20 protein-coding genes are annotated in these 19,802 nt (G+C 43.8%); 15 read left to right on the forward strand and 5 right to left on the reverse strand.

What is annotated here, in order from left to right; all coding sequences use genetic code 11:
- Nucleotides 1–250, reverse strand: a 250-nt coding sequence (locus FKN93_RS15795; RefSeq protein WP_249374206.1) for a DUF6444 domain-containing protein, incomplete at its 3' end; no start/stop codon positions are given.
- Between the two features lie 238 nt (nt 251–488).
- On the opposite strand from FKN93_RS15795, the gene FKN93_RS15800 reads away from it, so the two are divergent.
- Nucleotides 489–1,595, forward strand: a complete 1,107-nt coding sequence (locus FKN93_RS15800; RefSeq protein WP_170905599.1) for a Fic family protein — start codon at nt 489–491, stop codon at nt 1,593–1,595.
- 93 nt (nt 1,596–1,688) lie between these two features.
- Here the strand turns inward: FKN93_RS15800 and FKN93_RS15805 are convergent, their stop codons facing one another.
- Complete coding sequence (locus FKN93_RS15805) at nt 1,689–2,837, reverse strand: DUF418 domain-containing protein (protein WP_170905601.1); 1,149 nt, start codon at nt 2,835–2,837, stop codon at nt 1,689–1,691.
- 382 nt (nt 2,838–3,219) lie between these two features.
- Between FKN93_RS15805 and FKN93_RS15810 the strand changes: the two genes are divergently transcribed.
- From FKN93_RS15810 to FKN93_RS15825, 4 genes are all read left to right on the forward strand, one after another.
- Nucleotides 3,220–4,791 carry a methyl-accepting chemotaxis protein gene (locus FKN93_RS15810; RefSeq protein WP_154167776.1) on the forward strand — a complete coding sequence of 524 codons (1,572 nt, stop codon included), beginning with the start codon at nt 3,220–3,222 and terminating at the stop codon, nt 4,789–4,791.
- A gap of 193 nt (nt 4,792–4,984) precedes the next feature.
- Nucleotides 4,985–5,266, forward strand: coding sequence for a ribosome alternative rescue factor ArfA (locus FKN93_RS15815; RefSeq protein ID WP_154167779.1), 282 nt, complete (start codon nt 4,985–4,987; stop codon nt 5,264–5,266).
- Nucleotides 5,267–5,543: 277 nt separating this feature from the next.
- A complete protein-coding gene (zigA, locus tag FKN93_RS15820; protein ID WP_170905603.1) occupies nt 5,544–6,749 on the forward strand; it encodes a zinc metallochaperone GTPase ZigA in 1,206 nt (401 codons plus the stop codon).
- Nucleotides 6,746–7,414 (forward strand): DUF1826 domain-containing protein, encoded by a 669-nt coding sequence (locus tag FKN93_RS15825; protein ID WP_170905605.1) that lies wholly within the window; start codon nt 6,746–6,748, stop codon nt 7,412–7,414. The genes zigA and FKN93_RS15825 overlap by 4 nt, the downstream gene beginning before the upstream one ends.
- A gap of 153 nt (nt 7,415–7,567) precedes the next feature.
- Here FKN93_RS15825 and FKN93_RS15830 read toward each other — a convergent pair whose 3' ends face one another.
- Nucleotides 7,568–9,445: a M48 family metallopeptidase gene (locus FKN93_RS15830; protein ID WP_170905607.1), complete on the reverse strand. Its 1,878-nt coding sequence runs from the start codon at nt 9,443–9,445 to the stop codon at nt 7,568–7,570.
- Complete coding sequence (locus FKN93_RS15835; protein WP_004395000.1) at nt 9,445–10,035, reverse strand: LemA family protein; 591 nt, start codon at nt 10,033–10,035, stop codon at nt 9,445–9,447. The genes FKN93_RS15830 and FKN93_RS15835 overlap by 1 nt, the downstream gene beginning before the upstream one ends.
- A 393-nt stretch (nt 10,036–10,428) precedes the next feature.
- On the opposite strand from FKN93_RS15835, the gene sufB reads away from it, so the two are divergent.
- From sufB to FKN93_RS15870, 7 genes are all read left to right on the forward strand, one after another.
- The gene (gene sufB / locus FKN93_RS15840) at nt 10,429–11,865 is read left to right on the forward strand and encodes a Fe-S cluster assembly protein SufB (protein WP_004395001.1); all 1,437 of its coding nucleotides are present in this window, start codon (nt 10,429–10,431) and stop codon (nt 11,863–11,865) included.
- 7 nt (nt 11,866–11,872) lie between these two features.
- Nucleotides 11,873–12,634 carry a Fe-S cluster assembly ATPase SufC gene (gene sufC, locus FKN93_RS15845; RefSeq protein ID WP_154167785.1) on the forward strand — a complete coding sequence of 254 codons (762 nt, stop codon included), beginning with the start codon at nt 11,873–11,875 and terminating at the stop codon, nt 12,632–12,634.
- The gene (sufD, locus tag FKN93_RS15850; RefSeq protein ID WP_170905609.1) at nt 12,634–13,893 is read left to right on the forward strand and encodes a Fe-S cluster assembly protein SufD; all 1,260 of its coding nucleotides are present in this window, start codon (nt 12,634–12,636) and stop codon (nt 13,891–13,893) included. The genes sufC and sufD overlap by 1 nt, the downstream gene beginning before the upstream one ends.
- The gene (locus FKN93_RS15855; RefSeq protein WP_004395004.1) at nt 13,893–15,122 is read left to right on the forward strand and encodes a cysteine desulfurase; all 1,230 of its coding nucleotides are present in this window, start codon (nt 13,893–13,895) and stop codon (nt 15,120–15,122) included. Before sufD ends, FKN93_RS15855 begins: the two co-directional genes overlap by 1 nt.
- A gap of 10 nt (nt 15,123–15,132) precedes the next feature.
- Nucleotides 15,133–15,498 (forward strand): iron-sulfur cluster assembly accessory protein, encoded by a 366-nt coding sequence (locus tag FKN93_RS15860; RefSeq protein WP_004395005.1) that lies wholly within the window; start codon nt 15,133–15,135, stop codon nt 15,496–15,498.
- A 49-nt stretch (nt 15,499–15,547) separates the two neighbouring features.
- Nucleotides 15,548–16,081 carry a putative Fe-S cluster assembly protein SufT gene (sufT, locus tag FKN93_RS15865; RefSeq protein ID WP_040904222.1) on the forward strand — a complete coding sequence of 178 codons (534 nt, stop codon included), beginning with the start codon at nt 15,548–15,550 and terminating at the stop codon, nt 16,079–16,081.
- A gap of 87 nt (nt 16,082–16,168) precedes the next feature.
- Nucleotides 16,169–16,579: a SufE family protein gene (locus FKN93_RS15870; RefSeq protein ID WP_004395007.1), complete on the forward strand. Its 411-nt coding sequence runs from the start codon at nt 16,169–16,171 to the stop codon at nt 16,577–16,579.
- A 76-nt stretch (nt 16,580–16,655) separates the two neighbouring features.
- On the opposite strand, the gene FKN93_RS15875 is transcribed toward FKN93_RS15870, so the two are convergent.
- Complete coding sequence (locus tag FKN93_RS15875; protein WP_004395008.1) at nt 16,656–17,339, reverse strand: VC0807 family protein; 684 nt, start codon at nt 17,337–17,339, stop codon at nt 16,656–16,658.
- A 230-nt stretch (nt 17,340–17,569) separates the two neighbouring features.
- Here FKN93_RS15875 and FKN93_RS15880 point away from each other — a divergent pair, with 230 nt between their 5' ends.
- From FKN93_RS15880 to FKN93_RS15890, 3 genes are read left to right on the forward strand one after another with little or no spacing between them, the layout of a single operon-like run.
- Nucleotides 17,570–17,941: a GntR family transcriptional regulator gene (locus FKN93_RS15880; protein WP_004395009.1), complete on the forward strand. Its 372-nt coding sequence runs from the start codon at nt 17,570–17,572 to the stop codon at nt 17,939–17,941.
- Nucleotides 17,938–18,795 carry an ABC transporter ATP-binding protein gene (locus FKN93_RS15885; protein ID WP_004395010.1) on the forward strand — a complete coding sequence of 286 codons (858 nt, stop codon included), beginning with the start codon at nt 17,938–17,940 and terminating at the stop codon, nt 18,793–18,795. The genes FKN93_RS15880 and FKN93_RS15885 overlap by 4 nt, the downstream gene beginning before the upstream one ends.
- Nucleotides 18,795–19,652, forward strand: coding sequence for a hypothetical protein (locus FKN93_RS15890; protein WP_004395011.1), 858 nt, complete (start codon nt 18,795–18,797; stop codon nt 19,650–19,652). Before FKN93_RS15885 ends, FKN93_RS15890 begins: the two co-directional genes overlap by 1 nt.
- The last annotated feature ends 150 nt before the right edge of the window (nt 19,653–19,802 follow it).

Raw genomic sequence — 19,802 nt, forward strand, 5'->3', positions numbered from 1 at the left:
GAAGCAGTCGGCGATGGCCTTTATGACCTGGTTGAGCTCCTTGCTTTTTTCCAGATTTCTTCCGATTTGGCGAAGTATTCTTAGCTTTATTATGCAGGGGTTGTTGAGATGATGGCACAGAAGAGTTTCGACTATTTTGATTTAGTCGGTCTTCAAGCTCTGCCAGCTTATTCCATAAAAAGTGGATGATGTCTTTCGCCTCTTCAGGCGAATCGAAATCTGGCGGCGGAGGTAATGTTTTCTTATTCATACCTCCAGATTGCCACCACAAAAAGATCATTCAAGTTGAATGTGGGATCAAGTTAACTCAGTCACATAAATTTGCTGTCAATAGCTCCTGGGTGAATAGTTACACAAACTTTACCGATAACCTCGGAAAATGAGGTGAATATCTGGCCTATTCGCATCACATATAGATTCGATTATCTCTTTTATTCAAATCATAGTATGATTTTAATAGGATGCTATTTAAATCAAAAGGCGACAAGATGTGGATCTGGCAACAAGCTGATTGGCCGAACTTTATCTGGGATGAAAAAATCGTTGAACCCAAGTTACGCGACATTCGTTTTCAGCAAGGAATGTTGTTGGGCAAGATGTCGAGCCAACCTAAAGACCAAAAGCAAAGTATGTTAGACACGCTATTGGCGAACATTATTCATTCGAGTGCCATTGAAGGTGAGAAGCTCAATGCTTTTTCTGTTCGCTCGTCGTTGGCTAATAAGCTTGGTCTTTGTGAGGAAAAGCCATTTCCAACCACTGAACGCACTGATGGCCTCGCAGAAATAATGCTAGATGCGGTGGAGAATTTAGATTCGCCGCTCTCACTTGAGAGAATATTACAATGGCATAAACGACTGTTTCCTGACGGTTACGCCTTGTTCAATCCTCTGATAGGAGGGAAGTTGCGCGGCGAAGAGCCTATGCAGGTTGTGTCGGGTAGGATTGATAAACCCACGGTGCATTTTGAAGCGCCAAGCCGAGTTGTGCTTGAGCCCGAACTAGACGTTTTTATCCGCTGGTTTAATGACTCTCGTGAGGATCCTGCTTTAGACCCTTTGCTTAGAGCTGCGATAACACACCTTTGGTTTGTGACTCTGCATCCTTTGGATGACGGCAATGGCAGGATCACCCGCTTACTCACTGATTTAGCACTGGCCCAGGCTGAGCGTCAATCTGTCCGTTTCTATGCAATGTCAGTGGCGATTTTGGCCAACCGTAAAAGCTACTACGAAATATTAGAGCAATCCCAGAAAGGTGAACTTGATATTACCGCTTGGCTTATCTGGTTTTTAAACACCTTAGGTGAAACATTCACCAATGTGCTCGAAGAAATCGACCAAACGGTTTTTAAAACAAACTTCTGGCGAAATGTCGATCAAACGCAACTCTTCTCAGAACAAGTAAAAGTGCTCAATCGAATGCTTGATGGTGATTTTGACCAAGGCATTAATACGTCGCAATACCATAAAGTGGCGAAAGTGAGTAAGCCAACCGCTTCTCGTCATTTAGCGGCTTTGGTCGAGATTGGTTGCTTAGTAAAAAGTGAAGCCGGGGGGAGGAGCACACGTTATAAGCTCGCATACTTGAGTTGAAAACATGAACATTGAGAGAATACGCCAATAGAGTCAAAAACCGCTTTCAGCTAACCTGCTACTGGTAAACAACTTAAGTGTCCCGCTGAGCTATTAATGGCTAAACCGTCGATAAGCTAAATATCGCCAGCCTCTTTCCAACGGGCCTTGCCCATAGTGACGTTGCCAGAAATCAGCAAACCATATTTGAAAAACGGTTAACACAATCACTAATACCATCAGCTCTGGTCTACCAAGTTGCCCCCATAACTGCGGAGCAAGCCAAACAAAGATCAGATAAACCATGACGCTTTGTAATATATAGAGCGTAAATGCCATTCTGCCCACTTGCTTCAATAAGCGAACCAACACATGATGATGGTTGGTAAATAACATCAATAGCGAACAGTAGCCAATCGCTGACAGCAAACCGGTCAACATCATCAAAAGTATCGTCGAGAAGCCAACGTCTAAGCTCAGCCCGAATGTTATCCGTAGCTGCTGTACACCCCATCCTGAAATTAATCCGAGTAGTAAGCAACCAAGCCCCCAAGGTAGCCAGCGACTTTGTTGAAAGAAACCGTTTTTGTACAGCAAAATACCGATCAGCATTAAGCCGGTGTTATACCAAAGCACGGTTAATGGAATAAATAGTAAGAATTGTGCAAAGTTGATGGTTTGTGCCAATAATCGGTCTGGGTAACTGGTCCATGTTTGTTGCAGTGTTGTGAGGTCTGTTCCACTCAAGGGTAGCTCTGCGGTGAAAATTGGGATGTCGTGATACATCAGTAGGGCAACGAACCCCAGCATCACCAGTTGGCCTAAACCCATCAGTACGAATGCCAGAACCCATTGCTTTTTGCTGCTGAGATCGAGTAAGCGTATCAGCAAAAATCCACAGCAGGCGTACAGCGTTAAAATATCGCCCTCAAAAAGTAAAAAACCATGCAAAAGGCCAAACAATAATAACCAACGTAGCCGTGACGACAATCTGGCCTGCGCTGGGAGGTTTTTTGCTAGCGCACTTTGATACTGAATATACAATCCCACACCAAACAGCAGGCTGAAGATCGACATAAAGCGGCTCTCAAACAACAGGCTTTGCAGATGATACACAGGCACTTCCCATGCTGATAAGCCTTCGCGCCAAAATGGGCTGTAATAGGCCTCAATAGGGGTTGCCATCGCCATGATGTTCATAAACAGTATACCGAGAACGGCAACCCCTCGGATAAAATCTAGGCCTTCAATGCGTTCAGCCATTGTATTTCCCTTTGCTACTACCAACAGAAAAAGCACTGAGCTTCGAGATTTTAATTACTTGAATCTACAAGTTTTACTGGTCTTAATCGTTTTTATTATACGAGTAAACGTACCTAATTATCGTCATCTAAATCACGGCTTTTGCTCGTTAACGCCAATCAATATTAGTTTAAAGTTCGAGCTTTTCTGCTATATGAATATTCTTATAGGCCTAAAGTTTTTAAGGTTTATCTACTATTTAATGAGCCAGAAAGTGCCAAAAAACAAGCTTTGTTTCAATTCGATTAGTGATTTTCTTTCATACCAAATTAAGTGGTGTAAACTGCTGACGCAAGGTCAATTTGACCATGGATCCACTTTAAATGATTGATAAGGTAATGGAGTGAAAAAACTTATTTTAATCGTGGTATGTGCCATGTTTGCGATCGCAGCAATCGCAAGCATAGCCGCCACCGCTTTTATCTCACGTGACGAGATAGATCATATTATCCTTGAGCGTTCTCAATCTCAGGCTGAACTTCTGGCTGAAAACGCCAGTTATATTTTATCCCACTCTACGAATCCCGAAGCTGATTTGCAGTCAATGGTTGAATCATTAGGAAAGCGCAGTGATATAAGTTACGCGGTTGTGATTGATAGAAATATTAAAGCAATGGCGCATAGTGACCGAGAGAGGATTGGTCGTGCTTATACGGATGATTATACGATTGCCGGAGCAGGACGAGGTCAGCCTCAACATTCACGTTGGTACGCCGATGTTCAAGACGTGTGGGTATACGACATCATGATGCCAATCTATGTTGACGGACGTTTATGGGGAGCATTTGATGTTGGTATTCCGATAACAGAAGTGGATAGCGCTGCAAACGGTATCGCGATTGCACAGCTCACCGCGATTGGTTCGATTTTTGTGGTTTGTATGTTGGTACTGATCTGGGTATTGGATCGTTTATTCGCCCCACTTAAAGGATTAGAACATGCATTGGCCGATATTTCCAAAGGGGATGGTGATTTGACGGTACGCTTACCCGTGACTGGTAACAATGAAATCACCCGTATCTCAGTGGCTTTCAATACTTTTGTTGAGAAGATTGATCACATCATTAGCAATGTTGTCGAAACTGGTGAAGAGCTTGGACGGTCGGCGGAGGCTTTACGTGATAAGGCGGCACAATCGCTCAGACGCGGAGAGTCCCAAAGCGAGCAGGCCTTGCTGGTGGTGACCTCGATGAATGAGATGATCGCGACTATTAATGAGATCTCACACAGTGCCTCGAATGCCGCAGATTCTGCATCGTCGGCTAATGATGAAACTGAAGCAGGTAAGCAAACTCTGCTCGAAGCGACGCAGACGATTAATCAACTTGATACGGAAATGGACAATATGTCGACGGTGATTACTTCCCTCGCTGAACGTACGCAGTCTATTGTTTCGATTCTGGATGTGATTCGTGGTATCTCTGAGCAGACTAACTTACTGGCGCTCAACGCTGCTATCGAAGCCGCGCGTGCTGGTGAAGCCGGACGAGGATTTGCCGTTGTTGCGGATGAAGTACGTAGCCTTGCCACTAAGACGTCAAAATCGACGGAAGAGATTCAATCCACTATCAATCTACTGCAAAAAGAAGCCCAAAATGCGGTTGATGCCATGGATACCAGTAAGGCGTTAACGAAGGAAGGCAATCGTGCCACGGAACAAGCCTTACGGGCATTGGAAAGTATTGCTACTCAAGTCAGTACTATATTGGACATGAACACTCACGTGGCAACCGCGACTGAAGAGCAATCGAGCGTGGCTAACGAGATTAATATCAATATGGATAACGTTAACCAAGCAGCGCAAGCCGGTTTAGAAGATAGTCACAGCTTGGAGGCTAGTAGCCAAGATTTGTCAGGGTTGGCCAAAACGCTTGATCACCATGTAGGGGCATTTAAAGTCTCTGTAAGTAAATAGTCAATTAGGTCACGTCTTGCTTCCTACTTTTGATGGATTATACTCTTTCCGTTGGAAGCCGTGGCGGCCTTGATTGTGTTCGTTGATCCCAATCATAGGGTTTATTCATGTGATTGGGAACTTATCAACTGACGGTCGGTCTATGGTTTCAAGTCGTTTGAGTATAGATGTTGCTTAAACGGTGGATGATAAAATGATTCAATTTAAACGAGGTGTTATTGTGAAGAAAAAACCGTTTCCTCCGCAGTCAAAAGCGGATCATACGCAGGAAATAGCGTTAGATCATGGCCGAGGGGTGATCAAAGATAATGCGCTGAAAGCCGTTGTCACCAGTTCGTTATTTCGTACTCGAGTGGTTAAGGCGCAAAAAGGCAAAGGTAGTTTTAAACGACAAGCGAAACATAAGGGTCAAGAACCCTGTACAAAATGGAATAGGTTCTTTTTTGTACAGGGTTTTTCTTTTATCACTGCTTAACCTCCCGCCATAAACGCTATTCTTTTCCTGCAAATATTCTAACTTGAATGAACACTGACACTTCTTCGCCACATTAATAACCGATTTTTTATTTCCAACCAAAGATTGGCAATCTTATTGTTATGTTATAACATTTGATTTTGCTTGGTGGTGGTATCAATCTAAAACGCACTAAGTCACCGTTTATCAAGTTCAAAAACGAAATTGATCAGTTGCCGTGCACTTATGTTCATTCTGGTTACTGATTCGAATTCATATTCAGTTTGGAGTCACTGCTATGAACCAGAAAAAACTTGCAGTCACGGTCCTGTCTGGTTTTCTTGGCGCAGGAAAAACCACCGTGCTCAGCCATATTTTGAATAATCGTCAAGGCAAGAAAGTTGCGGTGATCGTCAACGATATGAGTGAAATTAATATTGATTCAGCTACCGTAAAAAGCGAAGTGTCGCTCAATCATCAAGAAGAAACGCTGGTGGAAATGAGTAATGGCTGTATTTGTTGCACCCTACGTGAAGATCTGTTGATTACGGTCAATCAATTGGCGAAGGAGGGGCGTTTCGATAATCTGGTGATAGAATCAACAGGGATTTCTGAGCCACTACCGGTTGCAGAGACGTTCACTTTTGCGGATGAGGAGGGGGTTTCACTTTCCGATGTTGCGATTTTAGACACTATGGTTACCGTGGTTGATGCGGTGAATTTTTTACGTGATTACCACGCGGCTGAGTCATTACAAGAGCGTGGCGAACACCTCGATGACGAAGATGAACGCAGTGTGACAGATTTATTGATTGAGCAAGTTGAGTTTGCTGATGTTATTTTGATCAGTAAGGTGGATCTTGTTTCTCTAACGGATCTCGAACATTTAACCTCAATTTTAAAGGTTTTAAATACCCATGCTCGCATTATCGCTATCCAAAATGGGCAAGTTGATATCGCCGAGGTATTAGATACTGGTTTATTTAACTTTGAACGTGCACAACAAGCTCCCGGTTGGTTAAAAGAACTCAGAGGCGAGCATATCCCAGAAACAGAAGAGTATGGGATCAGTAGTTTTAGTTATCAGGCTCGTCGCCCTTTTCATCCTGAAAAATTATATCATTTTTTACATAACACCAGCGATTTTGGCAAATTGCTCCGGTCGAAAGGTCACTTTTGGTTAGCGTCACGCCCAGATCTCGTCGGGCAATGGAATCAAGCTGGGGGCATTGCAGACTATGGTTTTGCTGGCTTATTTTGGAAAGCAATCCCTAAAGACCAATGGCCAACGAATGAAGATGATTTAGCAGCGATTGAAGAACATTGGTTAGAGCCCTTTGGCGATAGGCGTCAGGAGTTGGTGTTTATCGGTCAGGGGCTAGATAAAGTCGCGATGACTAAGGCACTGGATGAGTGTTTGTTAAGTGAAGAGGCGGTGTTCGCTGGAGAAACGTTTTGGCAGACGTTGCCAGACCCATTTGTAGGATGGGAGGACGAAGCATGAGCGATAAAATAGCGTCTAAATTGGTTCCTATTGAAAAGGCAGAGGCCCTGCCGATAGGTTCTCTGCCGAGCATTTTAACCGATATCTATCAACCTGAGCATAACATTGCGATATGGCAACGTGTTTTATCTACCGAGTTGCAACACAACGTCGAATTATTGATACAGCAAGCCCCATCACTGGCTTTAGTGCTACGAGTCACACCATTGAATGTGGCTGAAGACTTACGCGAGAAACTTGCTGATTATGTTTGCGCAGACATATTGAGTGAAGATATCGCAATGATTGTCGACATGTTTTGTTGTTTGTTTGATGTGCAAGAAGTCGGGGTGCGGCTAACGATACTCGATAAACCGATGTGTCCTAAATTTCATGTCGATCATGTTCCATGCCGACTGGTGACCACTTATGCTGGTTCTGCCACGCAGTGGCTGGGTAGCCAAGGGCTCGATCGAACGAAACTGGGTGCCGGAAGTCTGGGTCAGTCTGATGATTGCTCGGGTTTATTCGCTAAAGAGAGTATTATCCATCAAATGACGACTGGTGATGTCGCATTGCTAAAAGGCAGTGGCTGGGAAGGGAATGAAAACAACGGGTTAGTTCACCGTTCACCAGCATATATCCCGAACGAACGACGTTTATTATTGACCATTGATTTCGTATAATTCAAAAAAACAACCCAAGCGATATCGAGATAGCTTGGGTTGCTGATTGATTTTGACAGTATTAATAACTGCTATTGCTGACGTGAACGACGCATCCACATTAGAGCTAATAACCCTAGCCCTGCGCCAAATCGAAAATCATTCTGCCCATGGCTATTTATCCTCTGACGATAGGCTTAACGGCGGTTCTGGTATCTCTAAAAAGCAGGCAATGACTCGATACAATTCACCTTCAGCAACGGTAACCTTACCGTTTGATTCAATCGCCAATCGACAAGCTTTGACGACTTGCGCTCGTTCTCGCTCTTTTAACTGCAGTAGTAATTCCAATGCGGTACGGCTTAATGGCCAATTATTCTCTGCAGGTTCAAGAGGAATCACTGGCAAACTCAGATGGCGCAGCGCATTGTCAAAAGCGATTTGTGCACCTTGTTGCTCATCATGGCAAACCCAAGCCAGTTCACGCAGTAACCAATAGACGCTAGATTGCAACTGCTCCAGAGATTTGTTTTGACGCGTAGGACCAAGTGTCGGCAGTAATTGTTTCTCTAGGAGATTAATCACACACCATTCGGCCAACGAATAGTGATGATCAGTGAGTGACAGTTCACGTAACACTTCACACAAACGATGTCTTTGTCCTTCACTGAGTGATTTAAGTGCTGGGATACTTAATTCCAGTAAAGGCAAGCGAAGATGGGTTGGAATGGCATAATCCAGCCAAGGTAGAATAGTGGCTTGGGATACCATCGGAATATGCTGTTTGATGATATGACGTTGCGCTTCACTGCCATCAAAGATCAGTGCAAAAGCAACAAAGCGAGCACTGTATGGTTCTCGTGCCATCGCAATTAATGGTTGTGGCAACTGACTAATCAGCGTTTGCCCGCTAGCGCAGAGTTCAGCAGATGTTGATATTGTGCTAGAGGCGGGGGCGGCGGGTGCCGAGCTTGCACTTGCTGCAAAGCCGCTGACTGATGAATCAGCAAACGAGCGGGTTTGATGCTCGTTGATGCTTTGTACACTGCCATCCCAATACGGTTCAATTCTGCGGATGCGTTCTTCTAAAGGTGGATGAGTGGCGAACAGCGCTGCAAGACCACGTCGGCGGCTTTGACCAAACATCATATGGCTTATTTCGTCGCTGGCTTTGGCGGATAATGTCGATCCTGGTGAATAACCAGCAATTTTTTTTAGTGCGCCAGCGATTCCTTGATCATTACGAGTAAATTGTACCGCACTAGCATCAGCCAGGAACTCGCGTTGCCGAGAGATCGCCGCTTTAATCATTGAACCAAATAGCGTACCAATCCAACCGAAGACAATGCACACGACACCAATCGCAAATAGCGCTGCGACACCTTTGTCTGAATCAGAAGAGCGTCGGATCGTCCGCCGCCGTGAGCGAGATAAACTATCGACGATGAGATGACCAAAATAGGCAACACAGGTAATACCAAACAGTAAACCAATCAATCGGGTATTAAGGCGCATGTCCCCATTGAGAATATGACTAAACTCATGGGCAATAACCCCTTGCAATTCGTCACGATTGAAATTATCCAACGCACCTTGAGTAATGCCAATCACTGCATCGTCAATACTCATTCCGGCGGCAAAGGCATTAATCCCTTGTTCATCAGCTAACAAATACACTTGTGGTACCGCAATACCGGCGGCGATGGCCATTTCTTCCACGACATTAAGCAGCTGACGATGTTTGGGGTGGGTAGTATCACTGGCGATTAACTGGCCACCGAGACTTTCGGCCACGCTACATCCCCCTTGCTTTTGCAGATCATACAAACGCAGCCAAGCACTCAAGCCAATAACGAGACTCAGTGCGGCGAAGCACAACAAGCTTAAGCGGATTGCCGTTTGCCAATCCAATGAGGCATGAGAGACACTTAAATAAATGAACATGCTGCCAAGGCTAAGCAGGGCAGTAATCGACAACATAGTGAAAGCCAATAACAGCACCAAGCGCCGAGTTTGTTGACGGGCGGTATCTTGATGTTGAAAGAAATCCATTAAAAGCTCACCTTAGGCGCTTCTTGAATTGCTTCACTGTCAGCAAACTCAAGCAAGTTACCGTTTTGAAAACCAAACATATTGGCAAATAAAACGGGAGGGAAAGTTTGCTTATAGGTGTTGTAACTGGTTACCGAATCATTAAAGGCTTGACGAGCAAATGCGACTTTATTTTCGGTGCTGGTGAGCTCTTCTTGCAGTTGGATCATCGTTTGACTGGCTTTAAGCTCAGGATACGCTTCCACCACCACATTCAACCGGCCCAGTGCATTCTTGAGCATCCCCTCCGCTTGACCGAGAAGTTGAATGGCCGTTTCACTTTCTGGCGCTTCACTCGCGGCTTTTAGACCAGAAATCGCTTGATTACGCGCCTGAATCACACGCTCAAAGGTCTCTTGCTCGTGTTGCATGTAGCCTTTCGCTGTGCTCACTAAGTTAGGGATAAGATCATAACGACGCTTTAGTTGGACTTCAATTTGCGCAAAACTATTTTTAAAGCGGTTACGTAGGGTAATCAATTTGTTGTAGATAGAGATCGCGTAAACGCCGATAAGCAGCACTATAGCGATGATGATAATAAAAGTAGTCATGGGCAGCTCGGTTAGATAGAAGTATCAAGCCATGTTATATAACCAGTTGAGATCGAAAAGCAAATTTATATATTTACACTTTATTTCGTTATTGACGGAGTCGTACTCGTGACAAAAAAATAAAAAATGTTTGATAAATCAATTAGTTTGAAATTTTTATTACACTGAAGTTCAAAACGAGGATTTTTTACTTTTGTGATGAATTAGAATAAAATCCATATAAAACAAATAGATAAAAAATAACCAGCCTAAAGTCGCGTGGATTAATACTTGAGTATTTTACTCGGGTATTGTATCTTTGCGTCATAAGATTATCGTCTGCGGTCGCCATTATGGGTACACTATAGGCCTATGACAAAGCAGCGCATAAAGACATCAGCGAGAACCGAAGTTATGACTGAACAAATTCATGAAGCATTATCCCGTAAATATGAGGCAGGCTTCGTCTCTGATATTGAGTCTGAAACCTTTGCTACAGGCTTAGATGAAAGTGTGATTCGTCGTATTTCAGCCATGAAAAACGAACCAGAATGGATGTTAGAATGGCGTCTGAAAGCTTACCACAATTGGCTGGCGATGGAAGAGCCTGAATGGGCTCATGTTCACTATCCGAAGATGGATTATCAAGCCATATCCTACTATTCGGCTCCTAAGAGCATGAAAGATAAACCTAAATCACTTGATGAGGTTGATCCAGAGCTATTACGAGTGTATGAGAAATTAGGAATCCCTCTCTATGAACAGGAAATGCTCGCTGGGGTTGCTGTCGACGTCGTGTTTGATTCCGTGTCCGTAGTCACCACCTTTCGTGAAAAACTAAAAGAGGCAGGCGTGATTTTCTGTCCGATTTCGGAAGCGGTGCAAGAATACCCTGAACTAGTCAAAAAATACCTTGGCTCCGTGGTGCCGCGTTCTGATAACTACTTTGCCGCGTTAAATAGTGCTGTATTTACTGATGGTTCGTTTGTGTATATTCCGAAAGGGGTGCGCTGCCCGATGGAATTATCAACCTATTTCCGAATTAATGAACAAAATACTGGCCAATTTGAGCGTACCTTAATCATTGCCGATGAAGGCAGTTACGTCAGTTATCTTGAAGGTTGTACCGCGCCTCAGCGCGACGAAAACCAACTGCATGCTGCTGTGGTTGAATTGGTGGCGATGGACGATGCGCAAATTAAGTACTCGACGGTCCAAAACTGGTATCCCGGTGATGAAGATGGTAAGGGTGGTATCTATAACTTTGTAACTAAGCGTGGCATTTGTCATACCAATGCAAAAATCTCGTGGACACAAGTTGAAACCGGGTCGTCAGTCACTTGGAAATATCCAAGTTGTATTTTAAAAGGCGACAACAGTGTCGGTGAATTCTACTCTGTTGCCTTAACCCGTAACCGCCAACAAGCGGATACTGGTACCAAAATGATTCATTTGGGTAAAAATACTCGCTCAACGATTATCTCGAAAGGGATTAGTGCTGGTGAAAGTAATAACACTTATCGTGGCTTGGTACATATGGGGCCGAAAGCTGATGGCGCTCGTAACTTTACCGAATGTGATTCGTTGTTAATTGGCGACCGCTGCGGCGCGCACACTTTCCCATACATTGAAAGTCGTAACCCAAGTGCCAAAGTAGAACATGAAGCGACCACTTCTAAAGTGAGCGATGAACAGCTGTTTTTATGCCAACAACGAGGATTAGATACCGAAAAAGCAGTATCGATGATCGTCAATGGTTTTTGTAAAGAAGTGTTTAAAGAGTTGCCAATGGAGTTTGCCGTGGAAGCCGGTAAGCTGCTTGAAATTAGTCTGGAAGGCTCAGTAGGATAATTATTACATGTTAAATATTAAAAACTTACACGCTCGTGTGGAGCAAAAAGACATTATAAAAGGGCTAAATCTCGACATTAAGCCGGGCGAAGTTCACGCGATTATGGGACCTAACGGTGCGGGTAAAAGTACCTTAGGCTATGTGCTTTCTGGGCGCGACGGCTATGAAGTGACCGACGGCGAAGCGATGTTACATGGTCAAAGCTTACTGGATATGGACGTTGAAGAACGTGCTCGACACGGCTTATTTCTAGCCTTTCAGTACCCGGTAGAAATTCCTGGTGTCAGCAATATGGAATTTATGAAAGAGTCAGTGAATGCCATGCGTGCCCATCGCGGACAAGAGCCATTGACGGCTGCTGAGTTTTTGAAAAAAGCCAAAGAAGCCAGTAAGCAAGTTCAACTGCCGCTCGATTTTCTGAAACGAGGCGTTAATGAAGGCTTCTCCGGTGGTGAGAAAAAACGTAACGAAATCATGCAAATGATTTTATTAGAGCCAAGCCTATGTATTTTAGATGAATCGGATTCAGGATTGGATGTTGATGCTTTGCAAGTGGTTGCTAACGGCGTGAATAGCCAGCGCAGTAAAGATCGTAGCTTTGTGGTCATTACTCACTATCAGCGCTTGCTTGATTACATTGAACCCGATTTTGTCCACATTTTGGCTAACGGCCAAATTGTCAAAAGCGGTGATGCTTCATTAGCCAGAGAAATTGAGCAACAGGGTTACGCATTTCTTGGCTTAGAAGATAGCGAGGGGGCTGAGTAATGAGTCAATGGCTTCAGCAAGTGATAGACCGTGGCTCGAAAACCAATGATTGGCTGAGCCCGGTTCGTCAACAAGCGCTTAATGCTCTGCGTCAAACCCGCTGGCCGACCCGACGTACTGAAGCTTGGCGTTATACCTCACTCTCTTGTTTAGAGCAGCTAGAACTGTCGCCGAAATCAGACAATGCGCCGTTCAACTTAGCGCCAATCGCTGGGCTTGAAACCATCGATTTAGTGTTTGTTGATGGTCAATTGCAGACCGATTTAAGCGCGCTAAATTTACCACAGGGTGTCAGTATCTATAGTGCTCAAAGCCTACCCGCTGACCAACAAGCAGCTGCGGTGAGCCGTTTTTCTCAGGTCAAACCATCGCGCCATTTATTCGGTATGGTCAACGATGTATTGGCTGATAATGTATTGTTTATCGATGTTGATCCTGAGTGCCATTGCACGACTCCGATCCGAATCGTTCATCACAATCATCATGGCTATGAAGCCCATTATCGTGTGCAAGTTAATCTTGGTCATCATGGCAAATTAACCTTGATTGAGCATGCTCAAGGCAGCGGTGATAATTTACGCACCGGTTTCACGGAGTGTTTGCTTGATACACATGCTGAGCTAGAGCATTATCAATTTCTGATCAATAGCCCGCAAGCTTTGTATTTTGGTGGCACACATTTCTCACTTAACGATCATGCTCAGCTAAACAGCACGGTGATTGGCTTTGGTAGCCAATTGTCACGCCTTGATGTTGATATCATTCATAGTGGTGAGCATGCAGAAGCAAAAATGAACGCCGTTTATCTATTGGGTGAATCGGAGCATTTTGATCTGCACAGTACTATTGAACACGCAAAACCTAATGGTACTAGTGAAGAGAATGTACGTGGTATTGTCGGTGACAAAGCGACAGCAGTATTTAATGGCCGTATTCACATTCATCGTGATGCGCAAAAGACCCTTGCTGAGCTTAATAATCGTAACTTACTTTTGTCACGCCGTGGCCAGATCAATACCAAGCCAGAGTTAGAAATTTACGCCGATGATGTGAAATGTGCTCACGGTGCAACGGTGGCTGAAATTGAAGAAGAAGCGCTGTATTATTTGATGTCGCGTGGCATTGGCCGTTCACAGGCATTAGTCATGCTCAATGTTGGCTTTATTCAAGAATTGATTAACCAAATGCCAAATCAAGCTTTGGCTGAGTGGTTAGCGCCTATATTGAGTGCTCGTTTTAAAGAGATGGAGGTAAGATAATGGTCGAGACCTCTGCGTTCGACGTTGCTGCGGTTAGAGCGCAATTTCCTATTCTTAATCAAAATGTTGAAGGTAAGCCTCTGGTTTACCTAGACAATGCCGCGACGACGCAAAAGCCGATGGCGGTTATTGAAGCGATTACCGATTTTTATACTCAGTGTAATGCTAATGTCCATCGTGGCGTTCACCGTTTAGCGGATCAAGCAACACAACGTTATGAACATGGCCGTGATGTGGTCGCTAACTATATCCACGCTTTTGATCGCAGTGAAGTGATTTGGACTAGCGGGACTACCGAGTCGATCAACATTGTTGCGCATGGTATCGCGCAGCGTTTGCAGCCTGGCGATCAAGTATTGGTCACCGAAATGGAGCATCACGCGAATTTGGTGACTTGGCAACAGGCGTGCCTGAAGAGTGGTGCCGAGTTGGTCATCGCTCCTATTCAAGATAATGGTGAGCTGAATGTCGAGCAATTTACATCGCTGCTGAATTCATCGACCAAGTTGGTGGCGATGCCACACATTTCTAATGCGCTTGGTACGGTTAACCCTATCCATGCCTTAACGGCACAAGCCAAAGAGGTGGGGGCACTGGTGTTAATTGATGGCGCGCAAGGCATTGCTCATGGTGGTGTCAATGTGGCTGACATTGGCTGCGATTTTTACGCCTTCTCTGGTCATAAGGTTTTTGGTCCAACAGGAGTGGGCGTACTTTGGGGCAAAGCTGAGGTATTGCAAGATTGGCCGGTGTGGCAAACGGGCGGTGAGATGATTGCTAAGGTGACTTATCAAGACGCTACGTGGGGAAGCCTTCCTAACCGATTAGAAGCGGGTACACCCAATATCGCTGGTGTGATTGGCTTGGCCGCTGCCATTACTTGGTTTAGCCAGTTTGACCTCGCAGCCGTGCAAGCACACGAGCGGGCCTTGATGGAGCGAGCGTTGCAACACGCGAGTGAGCTAGAGGGTTTCCAATTAATTGGTAATGCTAACGACAAAATTGGCGTGTTGAGCTTTTTACTGGAAGGTTGTCACCCAGCCGATATCGGTTTTATTCTAGATAAACAAGGGATTGCAATTCGCACCGGCGATCATTGTGCGCAGCCATTGATGCGTCGTTTAGGCGTTCCTGGTACGGCGAGAGCGTCATTTTCTATTTACAACACGATAGAAGAAATCGATGCGCTGTTCATTGCACTTAAAAAAGCTCAGCAAATGTTAGTTTAAGGTAAATTATATGCAGGTAGAAACTTATACCCCTGAAGTGTCGAATCAACCAGTACTGACATTAACCGACAGTGCGATTCGTCATTTTGAAAATAAATTAGCGAGTCAGCCTGACCATGTTGTACGCATCTCTGTGAAAACCAGTGGTTGCAATGGCTATGCCTATGTTCTCGATATCCAAGAGCAGGCGCTAGAGTCAGATCGAGTGATCAACGCAAGCGATAAGTTGACGGTCAGTATTGCTGCTGAGGCGATTGCGATGCTGCAAGGTACTGAACTTGACTACGTTAAAGATGGTTTAAATGGCGTGGTAAAGTTTAATAATCCTAATGTGGTTGCTGAATGCGGCTGTGGAGAAAGTTTTAATGTCAGTTAACACCTTAGTGGTCAGTGTTACTGTCTTTTCGAGCATCAAGGTTAACTAAATGCAACAGAGAATTGTAAACCTTGAACGCGATTGTATGGTCAGGCGAGTGCCTAATGGCGATAAGCAGCTTCTTACTCAAGGTGAGTTTGTCACCATTACTCAGGATCTGGGCGGTAACTATACCATCACGTGGCGCGGAAATATGTATCGTGTTGATGGTACTGATGCCGATGCGATTGGTCGACAGCCTCTGAAACTTGAATTTGATACACCCAAAGATGGAAATATCGATCAAGCGCAAATATATCAGGCTTTAGAGACCGTCTATGATCCAGAGATCCCGGTTAACTTATTATCGCTAGGTCTAATCTATCAAGTGTCGATTGATCAGGCTGCTCGCTGCGTACAGATTGAAATGACGTTAACGGCACCAGGCTGTGGAATGGGGCCTGTTTTAGTCGGTGATGTTGAACATCGAGTGAGTATGGTGCCTCATGTCGATAAGGTTCAGGTCAACTTAGTGTTTGATCCACCATGGTCACGTGAGATGATGAGTGAAGAAGCCCAACTCGAAACCGGACTGTTTTTTTAATTCTTGGCTCCACGACTAGTGTAGAGCCGTTACGACACCTTAATCCAGTCGATGTCGTATCAATTCGTAAGGATATAGAGCTTAAAAATGAACCTACCAAGTGACCAAGAGATCATCGAAGATTTGGCTTTTTTTGACGATTGGGAGCAACGCTACCAATACATCATCGATTTAGGCAAGGCATTAACGCCGTTTGATGATCAGCAAAGGCGAGATGAAGATCTAGTACCGGGGTGTCAGAGCCAAGTATGGCTGCATACTCAAATTGAGCAGGGTCGTTTACAGCTTTTTGCTTATAGCGATGCGATCATCGTTAACGGCTTATTGGCGATTGTCTTGGCGGCTTATCACAATAAGACCGCCAGTGAGATCCTAGCGTTTGATATCGATAGCTATTTCAAAACGTTAGATTTAGAGCGTCACATTAGCCCGACTCGAGGTAATGGACTAAGAGCGATTGTTGGTAAAATTCAACACTTGGCTCGCCAGCAACAATAAGTCAGGTTTTGGCCTATAAATAATAAAACCCACGCAAGCCGTGGGTTTTATTATTTATGTTGTCACTGTAGGCGGTTTAGCGCAGAAAATCTTCAATCTTATTACCGGTAATGGTCGAAATACTTTTAAATAAGTAGAACAATGCTCCCATCATGATGATCGTGACGGGTAAAGCAATGACTGGAAAGCTGAGGGCGGTCATCTTACCGATCTCTTCATTAAACGCTTCTGTCCCTGCTGGGCTCGTCACTATCCATTTGGCAAGCACATAGTTTAATACCGTTGAAACCAGAAACGAAAAAGCAATGATGTATGAGCAAATATTAATTTTGCTCTCAAATTCAGCGTGATTGTTGGATTTTTCTAACGCTTGATTGAGTTTTTCATTATCGACAATATCATCGTTAAGCAGCATCTTTTTGACAACCGGGTATCCGATGGCATTGCTAATCAATATGCCAATAAAAATGATCCCTGGAATCGCCGCTTCTTTAATCGCAATGTAGGCGGGATCTAATTGCAGTAAACCGATACCACCAGTCAACAGAACACTGATTAAACCAAGAGCGGAGTAAAAGTTGATTTTTCTCTCTTGAATAAAACTCACGATACCAAAAATCAATGGGAAGGCGAGGGCAACGATCAGCGCCCAGGTCGGCCCTAGATTATCTTCACCACTCATCTTACTGAGAATAACAACAGGGATGATAACGTTCAGTAACAGATTACTGATTAAACTCTTGTTTTTATTTGATTTCATTGTAAATGATTCCTACTTGCAGAGAGCAAAGTATACTAATGCTCCCCACTAACGCAAGTCCATCAGTAACCTCAAATCGAGCTCAATTGTAAGCAGTCGTCTCATGGTTTCTTCTTACTATTTGAGTTTAAACCCGCCCTTATTTTTATAATTGAGTAAAAAGAGTTTGCCAATACGGCGCATTAGGTTTACTGTTATATCTGTGTATAACACCATATCGGTATAAAAATATGACAGAGTGGCAAGATAACCAGCCCATTTTTCGTCAGTTAGCCGACAAGATCATTGAACAGATCTTACAAGGGATTTGGCAAGAAGATCAGGCCTTACCGTCAGTAAGAACCGTGGCGGCTGAACTGAAAATTAATCACTTAACGGTAATGAAAGGTTATCAATTACTGGTTGACGAAGGACTGGTTGAAAAGCGCAGGGGTCAGGGAATGTATGTCATAAAAGGTGCACTTCAGCAGTTAAAAAACAGCCAGAAACAGCATTTTTTGCAGCAGCAAATCCCAGAAATAGCCCACACACTTCGTGTGCTAGAGATGCCCTTAGATGATTTTATTAGCCAATTAAAACGGCATATTGAAGGTGAACAATGAATCCATTAGTTGAAGTAAAGCAGGTTTCTAAACAGTACGCTAAACAAGCAGAGGCGCTGCATGAAGTGAGTTTTACTCTTCATGCTGGGCAAGTATTAGGCGTGTTGGGTCATAATGGTGCGGGTAAATCGACCCTAATTAACGCTTTATTAGGTGCCCACTACTACCAAGGTGACATCGCGATTAACGGTCTTCATCCGATTGCTGATCATGCTCAGGTCATGGAAATACTGGCCTATATTTCCGATGTCAATGTGCTGCCGGACTGGATGACGGTGAAGCAATTGTTACGTTATACCTCTGGCGTTCATCCCAGCTTTTCGTTAACCAAGGCCCGTTCAGTGTTAGCAGAAACCAATATTGATTTATCGAGTAAAATTCGCACGTTATCCAAAGGGATGAAAGTTCAGCTCCATTTAGCCTTAGTGATTGCAACCGATACCCAAGTGCTGATTTTGGATGAGCCCACATTAGGGCTTGATCTTATGTATCGAGAAACCTTTTATCGTCATTTATTAGAGTGGTTTCATGATGGTGAGCGAGCATTAATTATTGCTAGCCATGAAGTAGCAGAAATTGAACATTTGCTGACCGATGTGCTGATCTTAAAACAAGGCAACGTTGTTTTACAAGATTCGATGGATAATCTAACTCAGAATTATTGTGTATTAGAGGCCAACTCTAGCTACGCAGACGAGATTGGAAAATTGAATCCGTTACGTACACAAGTCGGATTAGGCACCACCAAGTGGTTGCTGGCCGCAGAACATCGAGAAACAGTACAAGCTTTCGGAACGGTACATAATATCAAATTAGCGGATTTATTTATTGCTCTACAAAAGGAGAAAGCATAATGCATGCAAGTCTATATATGATTGAAAAAGAGCTGATTGAAAATAAAAGTGTTACCCGAATTCCTCTATTTTTATTAGCATGCGGAATATTATTATTCATTAGCTTATTAATGAATGTTTCACTTGGGAATAATCTATTTTTCGATGTCGAATATTCTGACACGCTTGCCCATGTTGATGGTTCTGCCGTTGAGAGCTTCAATCAATTCATTACGATGATGATTGGCTTGGTATCATTAATGTTAAGCGCTTTATATTTTCCGAAAACGTTTCGTAAAGAACGAAAAGAAGGCAGCGCGATGTTTTGGCGCAGTATGCCGGTCACAAATACCATGGTCCATATGGTGAAACTGGCTTTTGGACTACTATTAATCCCTGTTATCTGCTCTTTATTGGTTGTTTTTTCAGATATTTTCCTCTGGGTGCTCAATATGGCAACCAATGAAAGATTTGGATTTTTATTTGCTCAGCGTTCTTTGTGGTACGCATTGCAGCATGGTTTGAGTTACATTGGCTTAATGTGGCTAGTCGGTTTGTGTTTAATTCCATTAGCATGTTTTACTTTACTTATGTCACAACTGTTTAATTCACCACTATTAGTCATGTTTATTGGTGGTTTTACCTTAAAATGGTTGTCGATCGCGATGTTTAATTCTTACCTTATCAGTGATTTCTTTAACGCTATCTTTAATTTTCCGCTAAAATTAGTCACGGCTTCGACCATGTCCAATATAGTCAATGAGGTTGGTATCGGTAATCTCATGGCGTATCTTTTGATTGGCATGGTCAGTTATTGGGCAAGTTACCGGCTTTATCGTACGAATGAAAGTTCATTGGCCGCGCTATGGGCTAAATAAACGGATCATCCTCTTCGATATATAGTAAGTGTTCACCAAGCCCCTATTGACAGAAAAAGTGTGACACTCAGCACTTGATCCACTTTTTACTATTGAGTGATCATTCCAGTGCTTCATCCTGTTTGTTATGAGCAGAAAGAAAGCCCCTAA

Source organism: Vibrio sp. A8-1, from assembly GCF_013048685.1.
Classification (GTDB): domain Bacteria; phylum Pseudomonadota; class Gammaproteobacteria; order Enterobacterales; family Vibrionaceae; genus Vibrio; species Vibrio metschnikovii.